We start from the raw sequence: 17,810 nt of genomic DNA, 5'->3' as shown, positions 1-17,810 counted from the left end.
CAAAATAACATAACTTTTTGATTTGTATTAAGCCTCTTGAGTCTGCTCAGCATAGGTGGGGTAATCTGTATACCCTTTTGCACCTTGTGTATAAAAAGTATCATCATCCCATTTTGCAATTGGGGCATTTAAGGCAAAGCGCTCTGCAAGATCTGGGTTTGATATATATAATTTTCCGAAAGCTACTAAATCTGCATTACCTTCCTTGATAACTTCATTTCCTTTATCTTGAGTAAAACCACCATTAATCATTAGGTTACCCTTGTAAATAGGTCTGTATCTCTTCGCGATTTCCGTTTCTAAAAAGTCTATATCGCTAACGTCTGTAAATGGCTCAGAAAGGTGTAAATAGGCTAAATCATAGTTATTTAAACGCTCAATAATATGATCAAATGTAGGTATGGTATCTTCTGTAGCTTCAATACCAAAAACATCATTTAAAGATGGATTTAGACGCACACCAATCTTATTCTCGGGAACTACTTCTTTTACCTTATCTAAGGTCTCAAAGAAAAAACGTACACGGTTTTCTATACTTCCACCGTAGTTGTCTGAACGTAAATTTGCCTTACTGTTAAAAAATTGATGAAACAAATATCCGTTTGAGCTGTGTATTTCAACACCATCAAAACCTGCTTCTAATGCGTTTTTAGCCGCATCTACAAACTCTTGCTGTGTTTCTTCAATTTCAGCTAAGGTCATTTCTTTTGGTGCTACAGTATCTTTAAATCCGTCTTGCGTATATGCTTGTGCATTAGGATTTACAGCACTTGGAGCTAAGGGTTTTTCACCATTGTGAAAATCTGGATGTGACATACGGCCTACGTGCCACAATTGTATAAAAATTTTGCCATCTTCTGCGTGAACGGCATCTACAACTTTTTTCCAGCCTTCTATTTGTTCTTCAGTATGTATACCAGCAGTGTGAATGTATCCTACTGCACGTTTAGACACTTGTGAGCCTTCGGTAATAATTAATCCCGCCCCGGCTCTTTGCGTATAATATTTTACGTGTATATCTGTAGGTACGTTACCGGGATTGTCTGCGCGACTACGTGTCATAGGAGCCATAACTACTCTGTTTTTTAAAGTAATATCTCCTAAAACAAATGATTCTAATAAAGGTTGATCGGTTTTCATAATTTTCTTTTTCAATTTTAAATAAAAATATAGATCCTTAGTATGAACAAGGTTGATCTATGTTATCAAATTTTATTCTTATTATATTAGTCTATGAAATTACGGTAGCCTAACCAGGACTCCTGTTAAACGTTTTATAAAATGAATATGTACGATTCCTATTTTAATGTTAACAAAGCAACCTGGGATTTAAAGGCCGGTTATCACGCTGCCAGTGCTTTTTATGATCTGGATGCTTTTAAAAGTGGTAAGTCTAGTCTCAATTCATACGAGTTAGGTGCGTTATCTGATGTAGCAGGTAAGTCGCTTTTACATTTGCAATGTCATTTTGGTCAGGATACTTTGAGTTGGAGTAGGCTGGGAGCGCAATGTGTGGGAGTTGACTTTTCTCATAAGGCAATTGAAATAGCTAAAAGTTTAAATAAGGAATTGGCCTTAGAAGCGCGTTTTTTCTGCGGAAACGTTTTAGATACAGCTCAATTGGTTAATGAGAAATTTGATATTGTATACACCAGTTACGGCGTTGTAGGTTGGTTACCAGACTTGAAGCCCTGGGCAGCTATGATTGCTAATTGTTTAAAACCGGGAGGTACGTTTTATATGGTTGAATTTCATCCGCTGGTCTGGATGTTTGATTATACAAAACAACCTGCTGTTTTAAAATATGCTTATAATGAAACTCAAATGATTTATGAAGAATACAAGGGCACATATGCAGCTCCTGAAGCACCTATGATAAGTAAGGAGTGCACCTGGAATCACGGGTTGGGAACTGTCGTAAATGCGTTAATTGAGGCGGGTTTAAAAGTAGAATTTTTAAGGGAGCACGATGCATCACCTTATGATATTTTACCAGAACTTATTAAAACAGAATCTGGTTTTAAAACCAAAGACAAACTTTATCCGCTTATATATGAGTTAAAAGCGACCACGGCTTAATCGTCTATATTTTGTCTCATTTCGCGCTGGCGCATGGGCATTTGATCAATTACTTCAAAAATTGTACGCGGCTCAACAGTGTAATTTTTTTTAAACTTAACTCCGCCATCTTTTCCTATTAGTGTGATACCTTCAAAATTCACTGCAATGTTATAGTTTTTTCGAAGCGGAGCGATGAGGTAAGAGGTAATCACTTTCAATTCTTTATCATAAATTCTCCCTTTAGAGAGCGCAAATAGAATAATATTGCGATCATCTAACTTTTTTGAACTTGATTTAAATAACTCCCATTGTTCTTTAAAGCTTTCATTTTGAAGGCTTGTAGTAGAAAAGACCAGGATGCGATTCCGGGATTTATATTTTGAGAAATCTTCTTGAGCAGTGGCAGATAACGCAAACAAGAATAGTGGTAGGAAAGCGGCTTTAGTCATTAGTGTGTGGTATTTTCTTTTAATAATTCAGGATATTTCTTTTTAAAACTATTTAGTCTGGGTACAGAAACTCCCACGATATACGGGTCATTAGGGTGGTTGCGTTCATAATCCTGATGGTAATTTTCTGCTTTCCAGAATTTTTGGAAAGGCATTACCTGAGTTGTTATTTTACCATCATAAAATTCTGCATTTAGCCTTTTTATAGTGTTTTCTATAATTGTATGTTGATCTTCATTTTGGTAAAAAGCAATAGATCTATACTGGCGACCGCGATCAGGACCTTGTCTGTTTAAAGTCGTAGGGTCTTGCGATGCAAAAAACACATTAACTAGCGTTTGATAAGAAATTACTTGCGGATTATAAAATACTTCAACGGCTTCTGCATGATTGGTTTTGCCATAGCTCACCTGTTCATAAGTTGGATTCTTTTCACTTCCACCGCTATAACCATTTACCACTTCTTCTACACCTTTTACGCTTTCAAAGACAGCTTCAACACACCAGAAACAACCACTAGCAAAATAAGCGCGTTCAAAGCCATCTACAGCTTGAGTTTGTACAGGATCTTTTTGCATCATTAGCGCATCGTGATCTGTAGTATCTGATTTTTTACATGAAATACATAGGAGGAGAAGGAATAAGAACGGCGATAAAATCTTCATAACCTAATTTTTAAATAAAATTAGCGGAATCTTAAAGACGCTCCTGCTAAGACCTTGTTAAACTCTGGTTTAGGTCATAAAAAAAGCCCCGTAAAACGAGGCTTTTAGTATATTGTAGGTTGAAAGCTTATATCTTAGAAAAGATCGCTTCCATTTTTTCTTGTTCTTCGCGAGCTAATTCTTCATCAACAAGAATTCTACCACTATGCTCATCTGTAATGATTTTCTTGCGGCTAGCAATTTCTACCTGAACTTGCGGAGGAATAGTAAAGAATGATCCTCCTGAAGCACCACGCTCAATAGCAACTATAGCAAGACCATTACGTACGTTTGAACGTATGCGGTTGTAAGCTTTTACAAGACGCTCGTCTATAGAATTTTCAAATGCTTCACTTTGAGATAAAAGCGCTTGTTCTTCTTTTTCAGTTTCTGCTAAAATTGCATCAAGTTCTTGTTTTTTGTGTTTCAAGTGCTTTTGGCGCTCTCCAACACGTTCTTTAGTCTGATCAATAACAGCATTTTTTTGCTCAATTTGAGCACGGTATTCTCTAATATTTTTTTCAGCTAATTGAATTTCTAATTCTTGAAATTCAATCTCTTTGCTTAAAGAATTGTATTCTCTGTTATTGCGCACATTCTTTTGCTGCTCAGTATATTTCTTAATTGAAGCTTTTGATTCATCAATAAGAATTTTCTTAGCTTTAATCTGATCGTCGATTAAACCAAGTTCACCTCCTAGTTTTTCCAGTCGGGTATTTAATCCTGCAACTTCATCTTCAAGATCTTCTACTTCTAAAGGAAGCTCACCACGCACATTGCGAATGGTATCAACACGAGAATGTATCAGTTGCAAATCATATAATGCTCTGAGTTTTTCTTCAACGGTAGCTTCGGTCTTTTTTGCCATATTATAAATACTTAATAGGATTGGTGTTTTCGTCTTCTAAAACGACTGCAAAATTAGTAAATTTTTTCGTAAGAAAGTCAGTAAGAATATTTTTTGTGAATTGCTCACTTTCATAGTGACCTATATCTACCAGTATAAGTTTATTTTCAGCTTGATAAAACTGATGGTATTTTAAATCTGCGGTGATCAAAGCGTCTGCTCCAGAGCTAATTGCAGCATCTATGGCAAAACTTCCGCTTCCGCCTAAAACAGCTACTTTTTTAATGGGTTTGTCGAGCAGCATCGAGTGGCGTACCCCTTGAGCATTGAAGTTTTTTGAGACTAATTGTAAAAAAGGCAATGCATTCATCGCTTCAGGAAGTTCGCCAAGCATTCCCATTCCTATATTTTGATTTATATTATCTAGCGTGGTGACTTCATAAGCGACTTCCTCATAAGAATGTGCATTAAAAAGGGTCTGGAGTATTTTTGATTCTAAACGCGCCTCAAAAGTTACGTGAAGTTGAATTTCATTCTCTTTTTGAAATTCACCACGATTACCCTTTGTAGGATTGCTATTTGCATTACCTGTAAACGTACCAACCCCTGATGTATTAAAACTACATGAATCATAATTGCCAATATTGCCTGCGCCGGCATTAAACAATGCATTACGTACGTGTTCAATTTCTGCTTCGGGGACGTAGGTTGTTAGTTTTTTAATAACCCCTTTTTTAGGAATAAGAATTTTTCTATTAATAAGATTTAAAGTGTCACACATACCTTTACTAACGCCGTGGGGCATATTATCTAAAGCTGTGTGAATCGCATAAATAGCGATATCATTTTTTATTGCTTTTAAAACTACACGCTCCACATAATTTTTACCCGTTATTTTTTTTAGTCCGCTAAAAACAATAGGATGAAAACTTACAATAAGGTTGCAATTTTTAGCAATTGCAGTATCTACCGTTTTTTCAAGGGTATCTAGCGCCACTAAAATACCACTAACTTCTTTATTCTTATCTCCTAGAAGAAGTCCTACATTGTCAAAATCTTCGGCATAAGCCAGAGGTGCAAACTCTTCTAAGGCTTCAATAACTTCGTTAATTATCATAATATATTAAACTGTAAATTCTTTTTAAAACGATATGCTGAAAGTAGTTTGTTAATCAAACAATTCTGCGGAAAAATCACAGCGTAATTCAGCCTGTGGTGCGTAAATATAAAAATTATAACTTCGAGCCTGTGAAGAACGCTCGTAAAATACTCTGGCCTTTTACTGTCCCCTATGATGGGGTGACGCGTTTGCGGAATTATCTTTTTGACCAGTCTGTTTTTGATTCTTATTCCTATGATTTTCCTGTAATAGGTATAGGAAATCTATCTACTGGAGGCACCGGAAAATCTCCAATGACAGAGTATGTTGTTTCTCTATTGAAAGATACCTACTGTACTGCCACACTTAGCAGAGGATATGGTAGGTATACTAAAGGATATCTTGAGGTGACTCCAGATTTACAAGCTAGCGATACGGGAGACGAACCTTTGCAATTTGCCAGAAAGTTTAGAGATGTACGTGTTGCTGTTTGTGAAGACCGTGTTGTAGGTATTTCAAGATTACGAGATTCATTACCACAACCTGAATTAATTGTTTTAGATGACGTCTATCAACACCGAAAGGTAAAGCCGGGTTTGCTTATTTTGCTTACCGCCTTTGATGATTTATTTTACAATGATTTTGTTTTACCAGCAGGAAATTTAAGAGAAAGCAGGCAAGGAGCAGATAGAGCAGATTGTGTTGTAGTGACTAAATGTCCTCAAAATTTGTCAATTGAAAAGCAACAGGAAATACAAAAGAAGATTTCAATATATACTGATGCTACCGTTTATTTTGCAACTATAAACTACGGAAAGCCACAATCTAAAACAGGTGTTGTAAGGTGGGATGTGTTTAATAAAAAACAAATAACAGTAGTTACGGGTATTGCTAAACCTAAACCTTTTTTGAAGTATTTAGATAAGGAGTACTTAAGCTACACCCATCTTCAATTTGCAGATCATCATAATTTTTCTGATGACGAACTCAAAAAACTTGATGAGTATCCTGTTATTCTTACAACCGAAAAGGATTTTGTGCGACTTAATGGGAAACTGAATAAAGCAGCTCTATTTTACATCCCCATTACTTTTAATTTTCTTAGCAATACTGAAAAATTTAATCGCCTTATTCTAAACTTCGCACAATCAAATTCAGTTAGAGAATAACATTTTTACGCTTTAAAGCATTGTGTATTTTAGAGAAGAATTCTTCAATTTTATAAGGCTTCGGAATGATGTCATTAAATCCTGCAAGATAGAAATCGTCTATATTTTCATCTATAGTTACAGCGGTTAAGGCGAGAATAGGAAGGTCTTTATTAAACTCTCTAATTTTTTCGGTTGCTTCTATACCGCTAATTCCCGGCATGTGAATATCCATAAGAACAAGGTCATAAGTTTCAAATCTTACTTTTTCTATGGCAATCTCTCCGTTATCTGCAACATCACATTCCATAAAATTCTTTTCTAAGATTTTACGGGTGATCATTTGATTAATTTTATTGTCTTCTACAACGAGGATTTTTCTTCCTTTTAAAGATTCATAATCAATCTCGTATACGCGTTCTTCGGGTTCTTTGTCTTTACTCAATGGTAGGGCATATTTAATATCAAAGTAAAATTTTGATCCTTTTCCGAGTGTACTTTCCAGTTCTATTTTACTCTTCTGTAAGTTTAATAAACGTTTTACGATAGAGAGACCTAAGCCAGTACCACCAAATTTTCTGTTAATTTGAACAGAACCCTGTGTGAAGTTCTGAAAAATATCTTTCTGTTTTTTCTTGCTGATTCCTTCACCCGTATCTTCTATTTCAAAATGAAGATAGGTTTGAGTTTCATTTTTACTTATTTGATTAATTCTAACAAAAATGCTGCCATCACGGGTAAATTTATTTCCGTTCCCTATAAGATTTATTAGAATTTGAGACATCATAAGTGGATCACCTACAATTTGTTCTGGTATAGCATTATCATATTCTAATATGAGTTTATTACCTTTTTCCTGAGCAGAGCGTTCTAGCGCAAAAAGCACATCGTCTACACGTTTGCGCAGATTAAAAGTTGCCATTTCTACTTCTACCTTATCTGCTTCGAGTTTGTTAAGATCAAGAATGTTATTAATAAGTGAGAGTAAATATTCACCAGAAAATTTTAAAGAATCCAGGTGTTTCTTTTGCTCAGCTGTAGGATTTTCACTTAATAACAAATGAGTTAACCCGGTCACCGCATACATAGGTGTACGCAGCTCGTGTGTAATTGTAGATAAAAATTGCGCTTTTACAACAGAAGCTTTTTCTGCATTTTCTTTAGCAATAATTAATTCTGCATTTTTAGCTTGTAGCAACTCGTTTGCTTTTGCTCTTAGATTGTTGTTTTTATAAAGCGATAGCGCCAGAAGACACAGTATCGTAAATAGAGCAATAATTAAAACTGTGGTGATTTTATTGGCTTGTACCAGCCTTGCAGGATTATAATCTGCAGGATCTATCTCAGATAAAAGCGCATTGCGTATAGTCAATGCCTTTGTATTAGATCCGTTGTCACCAAAGTAGGTTTGACGTTTTTGATTGTATGTATTAAGATAGGTAAATGCCTTCTCGTAATCTTTAGAATTACTGTAAATAGTACTTAATAGAGCTAAAGCATCTAACTCTATCTGCGGAAAATTATTACTTATGCTTAACTCGTGTGCTTTTTTAGCATAATCTAAACTCTTCTCTGTAGATAACAGGCTTTCATATGCCCGTGAACTTTGAATATAGATACGAGCAATTACAAAATAATTTTTTTTCTTTTGATCTAGAAGCAATGCCAGTGCATTCTCATATTTAGGTAATGCTTCTTCCGGTTTTTTTAATTCTTGCAAGATGTTACCGTGATAGAGGTAGGCTGAAGCCAGATCATCTGTAACCCCTTTATCGCGAGAACCTATTAAAATCGTTTCTGCCTGTTGCAAAAAAGGTAACGCGCGCTGTGAATCGTTAGTTTTGATTAAAATTTGAGAATAATACAAGTAGTCTTTACCTAGCTGATCTGTCTCTTTAAGTTCTTGATGAGTAATGATGGCATCTCTGATTTCGATATTAGCCTTATCAAACTCACCTTGTTTTAAATATACATTACTAAGAAGTTGACTGGCAGTAGCAGCTCTACTTTTATTGTCAATTTTTTGAGCAAGATATCGTGCTTCTTCAAGTTTTTTTACAGATTCAGTAAAATTTGAAGCTCCAATTAGATTTACAGCATCTATAATGAGAGAGTCAATTTTAATGTTGCGCTCATTTTCATTATTACCTGGTCTTTGACCAAAGGAAATAAGGGAGAATAACAAAAAGATAACAACTAGTCTTTTGTCAAAAAACATTTTTTTCTTCATTGAGCTACTAATATAGGCACTTTGCCAAAATTAGGAACGATCTTTTAAGATTTTCGTGAGATTTTAATAATTAAATCTATGATTCGGGCAGAGTAGCCGGTCTCGTTATCGTACCAACCTATTAATTTGACTAAATTACCAATTACGGAAGTCATTTGTGAATCAAGAATGCAGGAATTTTCGTTGCCTACAATATCTATAGAGACTAAAGGCACCGTTGTATATTCTAAAATGCCTTTCAAATACGTTTCTGAAGCTTTTTTAAATGCTTCATTTATTTCTTCGATAGTTGTATCTCGAGCGACATTTAAAGTGACATCTGTTAATGAACCGTTAGGAACCGGAACTCGTATACCACATCCTCCAATTACATTAGAAAGTTCTGGAAAAATCTTAGTAAGCGCTTTTGCAGCTCCCGTTGTTGTGGGTACAATAGATTGTCCTGCTGCACGAGCTCTTCTTAAATCTGGGTGAGGTTGATCGTGTAAACTTTGATCTGTTGTATAGGAGTGTACGGTGGTAATATATGCTTGCTTAACACCACAAAGATCGTTTACTACTTTAATCATAGGAGCAGCATTGTTAGTGGTGCAACTCGCATTAGAAATAATTAATTCGTCTCCCGTAATTAGGTTGTCATTAACACCTAAAACTATAGTTTTGATACGGTCATCTGCTGCAGGGACGCTTAGAATAACTTTAGGTGCACCCGCTTCTAGATGACTTTCAAGTAAATCGTAGGTTTTAAACTTGCCCGTACTCTCAACTACAAGATCAAGATTATGCGATAACCATGGGATATTTTTGGGCTCACTAATTTGATAAAGACTAATTTCTTTATCATCAACCCTTAACTTTCCACTAGAAAATGAAATGTCTTTTTTAAAAATTCCGTGGATACTATCATATTTTAATAAATGCGCAAGTGTGGCGCCATCTGCACGATCATTTATTGCAACAACCTCTAATAGCGGGTGATTGTATAGCAAACGAAACAGTCTTCGGCCTATGCGGCCAAAACCATTAATTCCAATTTTAATTTTAGACATTACGTATAGGGACTAAAGAAGGTGTTTTTGAGCTTTATATGAAGAGCGCACTAGAGCCCCGCTTTCTACGTGTCTAAAGCCCATTTCTAGACCCAGCACTTCATATTTTTTAAATTGATCTGGAGTAATAAATTGCTTAACAGGTAAGTGTTTTTTAGAGGGCTGAAGGTATTGACCTATTGTTACAATATCAACATTTGCGCTTCTAAGATCACGCATAACCTGTAAAACTTCCTCTTCGGTTTCACCTAAACCAAGCATAATGCCAGACTTGGTGCGTTTAATACCATTATCTTTCAAATATTTTAAAACTCCTAGGCTACGCTCATATTGCGCCTGTATGCGCACTTCACGAGTAAGACGTTTTACAGTTTCCATATTGTGAGATACCACTTCTGGAGAAACTTCAATAATACGGTCTATATTTCGCTCATTTCCCTGAAAATCTGGTATTAGAGTTTCTAAAGTAGTATTTGGGTTCATACGACGAATTGCTTTTACCGTTTCTGCCCACATAATAGAACCCATATCTTTTAAGTCATCACGATCAACAGAAGTAATAACCGCATGCTTAATATTCATTAGCTTAATAGAACGTGCAACTTTTTCTGGTTCTTCCCAGTCTAAAGTATCTGGTCTTCCGGTTTTAACTCCGCAAAATCCACAAGAACGCGTACATACATTGCCTAAAATCATAAATGTAGCCGTTCCTTCACTCCAGCATTCTCCCATATTAGGACAACTGCCCGAAGTGCAAATTGTATGTAAATCGTATTTATCTACAAGACTTCTAAGTTCTGTATATTTTTTACCTGTAGGTAATTTTACCCGTAACCACTTCGGTTTAGGAGTTCTTACAGGTGCTGCAATCGTTTCAGTAATCATGCCATTTTTTTTGCTGTTGTAAAGATACAAACTGTAGGTGAATTATGAACTTATCTCTGATTTTGTAGCGCTTTTTGAATTGCTTTTTATTGCGTGTTAAGATTGTGTTTAGATAAGTAGTTAAAATTATAGCAATTAGTAATTTATTGTGAATAAAAAATAAAGAATCGGAATACTTTTACACCGGTAATTAAACTTAAAAACACTCATATGAAACGATTTACACTTCCTTTTTTGATTATAGCACTTATAACAGGGGTTTACGGTTTTGGGGGTTTTAATCTATGGGCTACCGAGGCAGCACGCGTATTATTCTTAATATCTGCAGACTTATTTGTTGTTTCGCTTTTTGCTAAATTTCTATTTAAAAATAATCAAGATCAAATTGCCCAACGGGTAAAATCATAGAATTAACGATACTTTCATTCCTAAATATAAAAACTGCCCATATAAGGCAGTTTTTTTATTCTTAATTTGTAGCATAATAATTGTAGTTATTTTAGAAAAAACCTATGCGTAAATTTTTATCGTTAGTTATAGTATCTATTTTATTTTCTTCACTTTCATTTGCTCAAAATCAGACCTTAATAAAAGGTATGGTAAGTGAGATTGAAGTTACAACAGATAGCACTTCTTTAAATTATTCTATTTATATACCGCAAAATTTTATAGCGACCAAGCCTGTTAAAGGCTTATTCATTTTTGATCCTAATGGTGATGGTATGCGGGCTTCCCGGTTATTTGTTTCTGCTATTGCAGGAGAAGACTATGTAGTGGTCTCAAATAATTTTAAGATGAGTAATAACTTAGATAGTCTTGATTACAATGCAAATAATGCCATAACCATAATGCGCGATGTCTTTGCAAAAGTTGCGCTAGAACCTTCACAGATTTATATTGCCGGTTTAGGAGCTGGGGCAAAAGCAACAAGTGCCTTATCGTATTTGCTTAAAAATACAGCAGGTATTCTTTTAGTAGATGATGTATATTTTGCAGATCAATATATTGCGCAGTCACGAAAAAATAATGTTATAGGAGTAGTGGGGAAGTCTTCACCTAACTATTACCAAATGGCAGATTATTTTAGAATGATGAAAAGTTTTAATTCTTCAAATGAGTTATATACGTATTCAAATTCTGGAGAATGGCCAGGAGCAAGTTTTATAGGGGTTTTATTGAATAGATTAAATCATATTCAAGTAGATAATATTAATCTAAAGATTTCTGATACACTATGGGAAAAGCGGTACCAAAATGATCTAAACGGACTAAAAAGTCTGGTATTGAATAAAGAGTATTTGACTGCTTATGATCTTAGTTTAGACTTAAAAAGAGATTATCGCAGAAAGGTAGATCTTGATGCAATTAAGAATTTTTATAAAAGTCTTAGAAAAACAGAGTCTTATAAAACTGCTAAACGATTAGACAGATCTGGTAATTTAGAGGAATTGTTACTGTTAGATGATATTGAATATTTTTTAGAATCTGATATTGTTGCAGCGAATTTTGAGAATCTTGGCTATTGGGATAGTCGAATTAATGAATTTAAAAATGCATCAAATGACTCAGATAAACCTAATGAACAAAAAGTAGCAAAACGCATGTTAGGCTATATAGATTACACTGTTGAAGATTTTCTGACATTAAATAAAGTGTCTCTTTTAGCGCAACGTATTTTTGGAAACGTATTAATGACCATGCTTGATAGTAAGGATTATCAGGCTTATCTTAATATTATAAGTTTATCTGCACAAGATAATGACGATAACACTGCCTACTTTTATTTAGAAGAATTATTAAAGCAGGGGTTTACAGATTACGATGCGCTTTACGAAATTCCGCAAACGACAACCTTAAAAATTAAGCCCATTTATAATCAACTAATTAAATCTTATTTAGGGAAAGCTAAATTTTAGATAAGTCAAGAGTTTGAATTTTCTCTTTGGCAAGTATGTTTTTTACATATAAAAGAAGTACTAATGCAAGTAATGTGACACCTCCCATAAATAACCACGTACTGTCGTAACCAAACTTGTTTACCAGCTGCATACCTGTATTGTGGCCAAATATATGAGATAATGAAAATGACATACTGTACAATCCCATATACGCTCCTTGTCTACCTAATTTAGCTCTGCGTAATGCCAGAGCATTGCCAAATGGAAATGCAATCATTTCCCCTAAAGTGGCAACGATCATTCCTAATATTAAAGCGCTGTTATAACCATTAACAAAGAAAAAACCAAAACTAATACCGGTAAGCAGCAAACCACCTATCACGCTAGATATTTGAGACCAGCCTCTGCGTTCTGCAAATGCAATTAAAGGCATTTCAAACAGAAAAATAACAAGACCATTTAACCCAAGTAGTAAGCCTATTTGAGATTCAGAAAGCCCTTTTATCTCTTTATAAAATAGAGGAACCGTTGAAAAATATTGTACGAATACGACCCCAAATAGTGCAAGAGCTATCAGAAAAATAAGGTACAGCCTATCTTTATATGGAGAAAGCGGATTTTCTATTAATTTTTCTTCATCGGTAACTTTAGCTTTTTTAGGATTTAAAGTTTTTATAAGTATGAAGCCTGCAAGAATACAGGTTACTCCATCTACCCAGAATAATCCGTAATAGCCTATTCCTGCAATTATGAGTCCGCCAATGGCAGGGCCTGCAGAAAAACCCAGGTTTATAGCCAGGCGAATTAGAGTTAATGATCGGGTTTTATTTTCAGGTTTACTATAAGCACTTAATGCTACAAAGAAGGCAGGTCTTGAGAGATCTGCAATTGCAATTAAGGTGAAAAATCCGAAGCATATTGCCCAAAACCCGGTTATAAACTGAAGACAGAAGAAACCTAGTCCTGTGCTTACAAGACTTAACAATATAGTTTTATAAAACCCTATTTTGTCAGAAAGGAGACCTCCTAACCACGACCCTGCAAGTGAACCAAATCCAAAGCAGGTCATCACCCAGCCTACATCAGATAAGCTAAACTGCAAGTCATCTTTTAGGTAAAGCGATAAAAAAGGAATCACCATTGCACCTGCACGATTAACCAGTGTAATGAGTGCAAGCCACCATACTTCTTTTGAAAGTCCTTTAAAGGTGTTGAGGTATGAAGAAAACAGACTAAACATAAAAAATAAGCATAAAAAAAGTCTGGCGTTTTAGAGGCCAGACTTTCGTGTTTATAATAGAATAACTTGTATAGTTAACACAAAATATCAGGCAGGGTCAATAAGACCTCAATTGTGTGTGAATACTGTGTGTTGTAATTTTTCATAAGTATTATTCCCTTTGTGGAATATTCTAGTTAAAATACTTTTTAAAGAAATTTTAATTTCTAGAATAAAACTAATTCAATTGTTTTGATAAACTCCAAAAAGAGCTGAAAAAATTTCAGTTTTAAGATTAAAGAAGTTTTGAAAGTCAGGTTTGTATAAAAACTGTTGACAACCCTAATATATTAGTGGCAAAACTTCCGGTTATTTTGCCACTTTCCCGTAGATTTTGTTGCGTGCTTTCTAGCACCACCTTTAAATATCAGTATTAATTGTTTTTATAAACTTTCCGGAAGGGTATCTTCTATAGTTACAGGTATGTAAAGTTCTGTAATCCAGTCTGCCGGGTTAGGGTTGTCTTCAGGTCCTACTACATAAATTTCAAAAGGATAACTGTTTTGTGCAGGCGTAAAGTTGTTTTTTACTAAATATGCTTCAGTAGCATTCCAGGCTTCTTTTAAATTTTTATAATCTCCTTTTAAAGTGGTCTTAATGACGCTGTAGGAGGGCATAAATCCACAAAGAATGGTGCTGTCTTCTGCAACTATTATCTGTGAAGTTGTAGGTATTCCACTAGAAATAATAGCGCTATTATTGTTTATATCTTTTGAATTATAGATGGTTAAGGGCTTTCCTGAAATAGTAATATTATTTCCTTCCATATATCTGTGTACCTGCGGAATCATTTCTTTTATTTTTCCACGGGCTGCATCAATGGTAGTAGATGTGGTTACATACATGTAGAACCCGCCGCTGTATTGTGTGATTCCATCTGTCTTAATAGTATAAACCTGCATATCTTCTAAAACACTCTCGTCTAAAGAAGTTAAGCCAGATTTATACATCGTACGCATATCTGCGTCAAAATCGTAACTCATTAAGGTGAAGTACGCTTTATCCATTAAAGTATGTTCACCCCTAATGCCCCAGGTAACTTTAGTGCCGCCGTCTACTTCCTCAAACTGCCAATAGACATGAGCATTACGTTCACCCGCAGGTGTTATAAATGTTATGTCCTGTTCTAATCGTTGATTCTCTATAACTGAAGTTGTTCGCATAGAACCGTCAACTTCTTCGCCATTCCAACTGTAGCTAGCACCTTCACCGCTTGTTTTTTCGGGATAGTTAAAGACCATTGTAGGATCTTCTTTTTTCCAGGGTCCCCAGTGTTCCCAGGATTTATAATCATTAACTTTATTAAAGACCAGATCTATAGGAGCTTTTATTATTTGAGTCTCTTCAATCTCGTAGTTGCCGTCTTTAGTTGCAAAAAAAATAGCTCCTGCAATAAATAGGATTAGCAGGAGAAAGAATAAATATTTTAAAATTTTCATTTAGCGGGTTTGAATTCAAATTTAACAATTAAATATGATTTGATATTTAATTATTAAGAGATTACTACATTGGTTCTTATTCCTTTAAATAATATTTTATAGCAAATAGGATAAGTACAAAACCTACAAAACCAATTAAAATCCAATAACTGCCCTTATATTCTTTTTTATGCAGCTTGTTATCTTTGCGATAGCTCATAAACACAAATGCGATAAATGCTACAAAAAAGAGTGCTGCAAAAATTAATTGACCGGTACTGAACATTTTAAATTATTTTAAACAATCTACTAAGTTTAATTTTGTTTTTAAGCACTAAACTTAGCTTACTCATCGAGTATGTTGTATTAGTGAATCAAAATTAAGCCTTTATAACAGAAATAGAGATGAAAAAAAAATTAGCTGCAGTACACGAATTTCATAGCGCATTTGGTTTAGGAATTAATGATGAGCCTAAAGCAGATTTAGGTGAACAAAAAAACATGCTTCGATTTAACCTAATGAAGGAAGAAAATGAAGAGTATCTCGAAGCTGCGCAGGCAAATGATTTAATTGAAGTCGCAGATGCTTTAGGTGATATGCTTTATATACTATGTGGCACCATACTCGAGCACGGTATGCAGTATAAAATAGAAGAAGTTTTTAATGAAATACAGCGTAGTAATATGAGTAAGTTAGGCGCTAATGGAAAGCCTATTTATAGAGAAGATGGGAAAGTGCTCAAAGGACCAAACTATTTTAAACCTAACATTAAAGAAATACTCAACAAGTAATCGATTCAAATGAGTTTTATTCTCCGTTTTTAAAGGCTAAATTCGCAGCCTATGAGTGCAATTAATTATGTTTCGGTAGAATCTATCGCTAAAGCTTTTGGAGAAAAAGTATTGTTTAATGATTTATCATTTGGTATCAATGAGGGGCAGAAGATAGGTCTGGTAGCTAAAAACGGTACCGGTAAAACTTCTATGTTAGATATTTTAGCAGGGGCTGAAAATCCAGACAGTGGTCAGGTGATTTTTCGTAAAGGTATTAAAGTAGCTTTTCTTCCGCAGGAGCCTAACCTTGACCCTACATTAACTGTTGAAGAAACCATCTTTGATAGTGATAATGAGATTTTGAAAGTTATTTCAGATTACGAGCATGCGCTGCAGAATATGGATGATGGTGATGCGTATCAAAAGGCATTTGATCAAATGGAAGTGCATCAAGCCTGGGATTTTGAAACGCAGTACAAGCAAATTTTATTTCAGCTTAAGTTAGACGACTTAGATCGTAAAGTAGAGAAATTAAGTGGTGGGCAGAAAAAGCGCTTGGCACTTGCCAATATGCTATTGAGTAAACCAGATTTACTCATTCTTGATGAGCCAACAAACCACTTAGATTTAGAGATGATAGAGTGGCTTGAACAGTTTTTTGCAAAAGAGAATTTCACCTTATTTATGGTTACTCACGACCGCTACTTTTTAGAACGTGTGTGTAACGAAATTATAGAATTAGACGAAGGTAAGCTTTATAGTTATAAAGGTAATTATGCCTATTATCTAGAGAAACGTGAAGCTCGTATAGCAACAGAAGAAACCGAAACCGGTAAAGCAAAACAACTCTTCAAAAAAGAATTAGAATGGATGCGTCGCCAACCTAAAGCGCGTACTACCAAGTCAAAATCAAGAATAGATGATTTTGCCGAAATAAAAGATAGAGCTTCAAAAAGGCGTAATGACCACGAGGTTCAGTTAGAGCTCAATATGGAGCGTTTAGGAAGCAAAATTGTAGAGTTTCACAAAGTTTCTAAATCCTTTAAAGAGCGTGTAATTCTTGATGGATTCGATTATAATTTTCAGCGTGGAGAGCGTATTGGGATTATAGGTAAAAATGGTACCGGAAAATCTACCTTTCTTAATGTATTAACAGGGAGTATTCCTCCAGATAGCGGCAAACTGGTAGTGGGAGAGACCATACAATTTGGCTATTACACTCAAAAAGGTATTGTTATTAAGCCCGGTCAAAAGGTTATTGATGTAATTAAGGAGTTTGGAGATTATATTCCACTTAAAAAAGGAAGACAAATTTCGGCAGGTCAGCTGTTAGAACGTTTTCTTTTTGACCGTAAAAAGCAATATGATTTTGTTGAAAAACTGAGTGGGGGAGAGCGTAAACGTTTGTATTTGTGTACTGTTTTAATACAAAACCCTAACTTCTTAATATTAGATGAACCTACAAATGATCTGGATATAGTTACCTTAAACGTGCTCGAAAGTTTTCTTTTAGATTTTCCCGGATGTTTGCTGGTAGTGTCTCACGATAGGTACTTTATGGATAAAATTGTAGACCACCTTTTTGTTTTCCGTGGGCAAGGTGAAGTTGAAGATTTTCCCGGTAACTATTCAGATTTTAGAGCCTACGACTCGGGTCCGGCAGTAGAGCAGGAGGTAGTTGCTAAGCCAAAAGAAGAAAAAGCTACAACTAAAGATAATTGGAAAACAGCCAGTACTTCATTGTCCTATAATGATCAAAAAGAATACAATCGTATCGAACGAGATATTGCGAAGCTAGAAAAGGAAAAAGCAAGTAAAGAAGCAGAATTTCTAAATCCAGATCTGTCTGGTGATGAAATTAATAAGCGTTCAATCGCACTTCAACAAGTTCAGGATAAAATAGATGCACTTACCGAAAGATGGTTTGAATTGAGTGCAAAAATGGAAGAATAACTTAGGATTCTTTACG

At 35.0% G+C, this 17,810-nt stretch carries 17 protein-coding genes; 6 read left to right on the top strand and 11 right to left on the bottom strand.

Going from position 1 to position 17,810, the window contains the following annotated elements; translation table 11 throughout:
• Positions 1–27: 27 nt before the first annotated feature.
• Complete coding sequence (locus tag ACEN25_RS11955; RefSeq protein WP_441803123.1) at positions 28–1,140, bottom strand: alkene reductase; 1,113 nt, start codon at positions 1,138–1,140, stop codon at positions 28–30.
• A 141-nt stretch (positions 1,141–1,281) separates the two neighbouring features.
• Between ACEN25_RS11955 and ACEN25_RS11950 the strand changes: the two genes are divergently transcribed.
• Positions 1,282–2,079, top strand: a complete 798-nt coding sequence (locus ACEN25_RS11950; protein WP_441803122.1) for a class I SAM-dependent methyltransferase — start codon at positions 1,282–1,284, stop codon at positions 2,077–2,079.
• Here the strand turns inward: ACEN25_RS11950 and ACEN25_RS11945 are convergent.
• The 4 genes from ACEN25_RS11945 to ACEN25_RS11930 all read right to left on the bottom strand — a co-directional run bounded on the left by ACEN25_RS11945 (position 2,076) and on the right by ACEN25_RS11930 (position 5,178).
• On the bottom strand, positions 2,076–2,510 hold the full coding sequence (locus ACEN25_RS11945) for a DUF4174 domain-containing protein (RefSeq protein ID WP_441803121.1): 435 nt from the start codon (positions 2,508–2,510) through the stop codon (positions 2,076–2,078). The two genes, ACEN25_RS11950 and ACEN25_RS11945, sit on opposite strands and share 4 nt — an antisense overlap.
• Entirely contained in the window at positions 2,510–3,175 is a 666-nt protein-coding gene (gene msrA, locus ACEN25_RS11940; protein WP_441803120.1) for a peptide-methionine (S)-S-oxide reductase MsrA, read from the bottom strand. The genes ACEN25_RS11945 and msrA overlap by 1 nt, the downstream gene beginning before the upstream one ends.
• A 127-nt stretch (positions 3,176–3,302) precedes the next feature.
• Positions 3,303–4,082 (bottom strand): zinc ribbon domain-containing protein, encoded by a 780-nt coding sequence (locus tag ACEN25_RS11935; protein WP_441803119.1) that lies wholly within the window; start codon positions 4,080–4,082, stop codon positions 3,303–3,305.
• A gap of 1 nt (position 4,083) precedes the next feature.
• Positions 4,084–5,178, bottom strand: coding sequence for a Nif3-like dinuclear metal center hexameric protein (locus ACEN25_RS11930; protein WP_441803118.1), 1,095 nt, complete (start codon positions 5,176–5,178; stop codon positions 4,084–4,086).
• A gap of 131 nt (positions 5,179–5,309) precedes the next feature.
• Here ACEN25_RS11930 and lpxK point away from each other — a divergent pair, with 131 nt between their 5' ends.
• On the top strand, positions 5,310–6,329 hold the full coding sequence (gene lpxK, locus ACEN25_RS11925) for a tetraacyldisaccharide 4'-kinase (protein WP_441803117.1): 1,020 nt from the start codon (positions 5,310–5,312) through the stop codon (positions 6,327–6,329).
• Here lpxK and ACEN25_RS11920 read toward each other — a convergent pair.
• The 3 genes from ACEN25_RS11920 to lipA are packed head-to-tail and all read right to left on the bottom strand — an operon-like array spanning position 6,319 to position 10,472.
• Positions 6,319–8,538: a response regulator gene (locus ACEN25_RS11920; protein WP_441803116.1), complete on the bottom strand. Its 2,220-nt coding sequence runs from the start codon at positions 8,536–8,538 to the stop codon at positions 6,319–6,321. The genes lpxK and ACEN25_RS11920 overlap by 11 nt on opposite strands.
• 44 nt (positions 8,539–8,582) lie before the next feature.
• Positions 8,583–9,587: a type I glyceraldehyde-3-phosphate dehydrogenase gene (gap, locus tag ACEN25_RS11915; RefSeq protein WP_441803115.1), complete on the bottom strand. Its 1,005-nt coding sequence runs from the start codon at positions 9,585–9,587 to the stop codon at positions 8,583–8,585.
• A gap of 12 nt (positions 9,588–9,599) precedes the next feature.
• Entirely contained in the window at positions 9,600–10,472 is an 873-nt protein-coding gene (lipA, locus tag ACEN25_RS11910) for a lipoyl synthase (RefSeq protein ID WP_441803114.1), read from the bottom strand.
• A 210-nt stretch (positions 10,473–10,682) separates the two neighbouring features.
• On the opposite strand from lipA, the gene ACEN25_RS11905 reads away from it, so the two are divergent.
• Together ACEN25_RS11905 and ACEN25_RS11900 are read left to right on the top strand one after the other, a co-directional pair.
• Positions 10,683–10,880 carry a DUF1328 domain-containing protein gene (locus ACEN25_RS11905; protein ID WP_396510881.1) on the top strand — a complete coding sequence of 66 codons (198 nt, stop codon included), beginning with the start codon at positions 10,683–10,685 and terminating at the stop codon, positions 10,878–10,880.
• Between the two features lie 104 nt (positions 10,881–10,984).
• Positions 10,985–12,388, top strand: coding sequence for a hypothetical protein (locus ACEN25_RS11900; RefSeq protein WP_441803113.1), 1,404 nt, complete (start codon positions 10,985–10,987; stop codon positions 12,386–12,388).
• On the opposite strand, the gene ACEN25_RS11895 is transcribed toward ACEN25_RS11900, so the two are convergent.
• From ACEN25_RS11895 to ACEN25_RS11885, 3 genes are all read right to left on the bottom strand, one after another.
• Positions 12,378–13,610, bottom strand: a complete 1,233-nt coding sequence (locus tag ACEN25_RS11895; RefSeq protein ID WP_441803112.1) for an MFS transporter — start codon at positions 13,608–13,610, stop codon at positions 12,378–12,380. The two genes, ACEN25_RS11900 and ACEN25_RS11895, sit on opposite strands and share 11 nt — an antisense overlap.
• Positions 13,611–14,032: 422 nt before the next feature.
• Positions 14,033–15,088 (bottom strand): SRPBCC family protein, encoded by a 1,056-nt coding sequence (locus ACEN25_RS11890; RefSeq protein ID WP_441803111.1) that lies wholly within the window; start codon positions 15,086–15,088, stop codon positions 14,033–14,035.
• A gap of 76 nt (positions 15,089–15,164) precedes the next feature.
• Positions 15,165–15,353 (bottom strand): hypothetical protein, encoded by a 189-nt coding sequence (locus tag ACEN25_RS11885; RefSeq protein WP_028377670.1) that lies wholly within the window; start codon positions 15,351–15,353, stop codon positions 15,165–15,167.
• Positions 15,354–15,472: 119 nt separating this feature from the next.
• On the opposite strand from ACEN25_RS11885, the gene ACEN25_RS11880 reads away from it, so the two are divergent.
• Both ACEN25_RS11880 and ACEN25_RS11875 read left to right on the top strand, forming a co-directional pair.
• Positions 15,473–15,859 carry a hypothetical protein gene (locus ACEN25_RS11880; RefSeq protein WP_441803110.1) on the top strand — a complete coding sequence of 129 codons (387 nt, stop codon included), beginning with the start codon at positions 15,473–15,475 and terminating at the stop codon, positions 15,857–15,859.
• A gap of 60 nt (positions 15,860–15,919) precedes the next feature.
• The gene (locus tag ACEN25_RS11875) at positions 15,920–17,794 is read left to right on the top strand and encodes an ABC-F family ATP-binding cassette domain-containing protein (RefSeq protein WP_441803240.1); all 1,875 of its coding nucleotides are present in this window, start codon (positions 15,920–15,922) and stop codon (positions 17,792–17,794) included.
• The last annotated feature ends 16 nt before the right edge of the window (positions 17,795–17,810 follow it).

The organism is Leeuwenhoekiella sp. W20_SRS_FM14 (assembly GCF_052119605.1).
Lineage (GTDB): Bacteria > Bacteroidota > Bacteroidia > Flavobacteriales > Flavobacteriaceae > Leeuwenhoekiella.
Note: the sequence above shows the minus strand (reverse complement) of the source record. Positions and strands in the feature narration are given on the sequence as shown.

Excerpts from the sequence above, each read along its gene's own strand:
- gap (WP_441803115.1), bottom strand. The coding sequence starts at position 9,587 with ATGTCTAAAATTAAAATTGGAATTAATGGTTTTGGCCGCATAGGCCGA.
- ACEN25_RS11885 (WP_028377670.1), bottom strand. The coding sequence starts at position 15,353 with ATGTTCAGTACCGGTCAATTAATTTTTGCAGCACTCTTTTTTGTAGCA.
- ACEN25_RS11945 (WP_441803121.1), bottom strand. The coding sequence starts at position 2,510 with ATGACTAAAGCCGCTTTCCTACCACTATTCTTGTTTGCGTTATCTGCC.
- ACEN25_RS11955 (WP_441803123.1), bottom strand. The coding sequence starts at position 1,140 with ATGAAAACCGATCAACCTTTATTAGAATCATTTGTTTTAGGAGATATT.
- ACEN25_RS11895 (WP_441803112.1), bottom strand. The coding sequence starts at position 13,610 with ATGTTTAGTCTGTTTTCTTCATACCTCAACACCTTTAAAGGACTTTCA.
- ACEN25_RS11930 (WP_441803118.1), bottom strand. The coding sequence starts at position 5,178 with ATGATAATTAACGAAGTTATTGAAGCCTTAGAAGAGTTTGCACCTCTG.
- ACEN25_RS11935 (WP_441803119.1), bottom strand. The coding sequence starts at position 4,082 with ATGGCAAAAAAGACCGAAGCTACCGTTGAAGAAAAACTCAGAGCATTA.
- ACEN25_RS11905 (WP_396510881.1), top strand. The coding sequence starts at position 10,683 with ATGAAACGATTTACACTTCCTTTTTTGATTATAGCACTTATAACAGGG.
- ACEN25_RS11920 (WP_441803116.1), bottom strand. The coding sequence starts at position 8,538 with ATGAAGAAAAAAATGTTTTTTGACAAAAGACTAGTTGTTATCTTTTTG.
- ACEN25_RS11890 (WP_441803111.1), bottom strand. The coding sequence starts at position 15,088 with ATGAAAATTTTAAAATATTTATTCTTTCTCCTGCTAATCCTATTTATT.
- ACEN25_RS11950 (WP_441803122.1), top strand. The coding sequence starts at position 1,282 with ATGAATATGTACGATTCCTATTTTAATGTTAACAAAGCAACCTGGGAT.
- msrA (WP_441803120.1), bottom strand. The coding sequence starts at position 3,175 with ATGAAGATTTTATCGCCGTTCTTATTCCTTCTCCTCCTATGTATTTCA.
- ACEN25_RS11900 (WP_441803113.1), top strand. The coding sequence starts at position 10,985 with ATGCGTAAATTTTTATCGTTAGTTATAGTATCTATTTTATTTTCTTCA.
- ACEN25_RS11880 (WP_441803110.1), top strand. The coding sequence starts at position 15,473 with ATGAAAAAAAAATTAGCTGCAGTACACGAATTTCATAGCGCATTTGGT.
- lipA (WP_441803114.1), bottom strand. The coding sequence starts at position 10,472 with ATGATTACTGAAACGATTGCAGCACCTGTAAGAACTCCTAAACCGAAG.